The organism is Streptomyces boncukensis (assembly GCF_011045075.1).
Classification (GTDB): Bacteria; Actinomycetota; Actinomycetes; order Streptomycetales; family Streptomycetaceae; genus Streptomyces; species Streptomyces boncukensis.
The window spans coordinates 1-2595 of sequence record NZ_JAAKZZ010000760.1; the positions used below are offsets into that span (position 1 = coordinate 1).

A 2595-nucleotide genomic window follows, 5' to 3' on the forward strand; every position below is an offset into this window, starting at 1 on the left:
CCCGCGCGCTGTCCGCGCTGTTCGCGACGCGTCGCAGGACGCTCGCCGTGTGCGCCGTGCCCGTCGCGGCGCTGCTGGGGGTCGCGGCCTTCGCGCCGCTGCCGTTCTCGGTCGCGCAGCCGGGCGACACGGCGAACGTCCTCGGAACCCATGAGGGCAAGCCGGTCATCTCGCTCTCGGGCGACGGAGGCGGGGCCCCCGCGCGCGACAACGGCGAGCTGCTCGCCGTCACCATCGGCGTGACCAAGCCCCAGGTGACGGTGCGAGTGGTGGACGTGGCCCGCGCCTGGTTCGCCGACGACCGCGCGGTGATGCCGCGCGAGGCCGCGTACCCGAAGGGCGACACCTACGCGGAGATCCGCCGCGCCATCGACGACGAGATGAAGGACTCCCAGGACAAGGCCGTCAAGGCGGCGCTGCGCCAGCTCGGGCGGAAACCCGGCGACGTCCGGGTCGAGCTGCGCCTCAGCGACGTGGGCGGCCCCAGCGCCGGGCTGCTGTTCTCCCTCGGCATCGTGGACAAGCTGGACGGCGACGGGCGCGGCGGCGGCCTCACGGGAGGGCGCAGCATCGCGGGCACCGGCACCATCGACGCCAAGGGCGCGGTGGGCCCGGTCGGCGGCATCCCGCTGAAGATGCGGGCCGCCGTGCGGGACGGGGCCCGGGTGTTCCTCGTCCCGAAGAAGGAGTGCGACGAGGCGAAGTCCGAGCGCCCCGAGGGCCTGCGCCTGATTCCGGTGACGACCCTGGAATCCACCCTCACCTCCCTGAAGTCCCTCAAGGACGGCAACAAGGTCCCCCGGTGCTGACGGCGCACGCCCGGACGCCCGACTCATCATCTAGTCCTTGATGAAGCCCTTCTCCACCATCCAGTCCTTGGCGACATCGTGCGGGTCCTCCCCGTCCACGTCGACCTTGGCATTCAGCTTCCGGGCCACATCGTTGTCCAGCGCCTTCGTCACCGGCGCGAGCACCTCGGCGATCTGCGGATGCTCCCGCAGCGCAGCGGAGTTGATCTCGGGAGCCGCGTTGTAGTTGGGGAAGAACCGCTTGTCGTCCGCGAGCACGTTCAGCTTCATCGACTTGATCCGCCCGTCCGTCGTGAAGACCTCGCCGAACGTGCAGGGCGAGCCCTTCGACGCCTGCGTGTAGACGACGCCGCCGCTCATCTTGTGCACCCGGGAGGAGGGGATGTCCATGCCGTACCGCTTCTCCATCCCGGTCAGCCCGTCCTCCCGCGAGGCGAACTCGTTCTCCACGCACACCGTCACAGCGGAGGGGTCGGTCTTCGCCAGCCGCGCCACGTCGGAGAGGGTGCGCACGCCGTACCTCTGCTGCAGCCGGTCGTTCACGGCCAGCGCGTAGGTGTTGTTCAGCCGGGACGGCGGCAGCCAGGTGATGCCGTTCTTGCGGTCGGCGTCGCGCACCGCCTTCCACTGCCGGTGCGGGTCGACGATGGGCCGGGTGTGGCCGAGGTGGGTGATCCAGCCGGTGCCGGTGTACTCGTACATCCCGTCCGCCGTACCGGACTTGACCGCTTCCCGGGCGCCGACGGTGCCCTGGATGCTGGTGCGGTCCACGACGTCGGCGCCCGCGGCCTTGAAGGCCAGGCCCATGATCTGGCCGAGGACGATCTGCTCCGTGAACTCCTTGGAGGTCACGGTCAGCTGGGCGCCCTTGAGCGGTTCGCCCCTGCCGATGCTGCCCGGCTGCACGCTGTCCGTCATCGGGCTGCCGCTGACCAGCCCGCACCCGGCGAGCGGGAGCGGCAGCACGAGCCCGGCGGCCAGAGCGGTACGCGCGCGGACAGGGACACGGATACTCATGAGGAACCCTCCAGTCCCCTCGGCCGCAGCAGCAGTTCGGCCAGCGAGGCGAGCCAGTCGACGATCAGCGCGAGCGCGACGGTGAGGATGGAGCCGAGGAAGAGCACCGGCATCCGCTGGTTGGTGATGCCGTCCGAGATCAGGTCGCCGAGCCCGCCGCCCCCGCCGAAGGTGGCGAGTGTCGCGGTGCCGACGTTGAGCACCAGCGCGTTGCGGACGCCCGCCAGGATCAGCGGGACGGCCAGCGGCAGCTCCACCCGGGCCAGCACGCCCAGCTGGGACATCCCGATCCCCTTCGCTGCCTCGGTCAGCGCCGGGTCGATGGCGCGCAGCCCGGCGATGGTGTTGGCGAGGACCGGCAGCACGGCGTAGATCACCATGCCGACGATGGCGGTGCTCGCGCCCACCCCGAGCCAGATGACCAGCAGGATCAGCAGGCCCAGCGCCGGGATCGCCTGGCCCAGATTGGCGATGATCATCGCGATCGGGGCCGCCCTGCGCAGCAGCGGCCGGGTGAGGGCGACACCCAGCGGAATCGCGATGACCAGCACGAAGAAGGTGGAGATCGCCGTCAGCTCGATGTGCTGCCGCAAACGCAGCGCGACGTTGCCTTCGGAGAGCGAGTTGCGCGCGATGGCGTCCAGGTCCGCGCCCCGGAACCACAGCCAGGTGCCGAGCAGCGCCAGCGCCACCAGGCCCGGCAGCACGGTCAGCTTCTGCCAGGTGAGCCGGGACAGCGGCCGCTCGGTGCGCGGGGGAGGGGCGGGCG

Annotated in this window: 3 protein-coding genes; 1 reads left to right on the forward strand and 2 read right to left on the reverse strand. The window is 71.2% G+C overall.

The window, feature by feature from the left end; all coding sequences use genetic code 11:
* The first annotated feature begins 8 nt into the window (after positions 1–8).
* Positions 9–809 carry a S16 family serine protease gene (locus G5C65_RS35240; RefSeq protein WP_338146814.1) on the forward strand — a complete coding sequence of 267 codons (801 nt, stop codon included), beginning with the start codon at positions 9–11 and terminating at the stop codon, positions 807–809.
* A 30-nt stretch (positions 810–839) separates the two neighbouring features.
* Here G5C65_RS35240 and G5C65_RS35245 read toward each other — a convergent pair whose 3' ends face one another.
* Positions 840–1826: a glycine betaine ABC transporter substrate-binding protein gene (locus G5C65_RS35245; protein WP_165303132.1), complete on the reverse strand. Its 987-nt coding sequence runs from the start codon at positions 1824–1826 to the stop codon at positions 840–842.
* A partial coding sequence (locus G5C65_RS35250) for an ABC transporter permease (protein ID WP_165303133.1) occupies positions 1823–2595 on the reverse strand: 773 nt, incomplete at its 5' end. The genes G5C65_RS35250 and G5C65_RS35245, both read right to left, overlap by 4 nt.

Excerpts from the sequence above, each read along its gene's own strand:
- G5C65_RS35245 (WP_165303132.1), bottom strand. The coding sequence starts at position 1,826 with ATGAGTATCCGTGTCCCTGTCCGCGCGCGTACCGCTCTGGCCGCCGGG.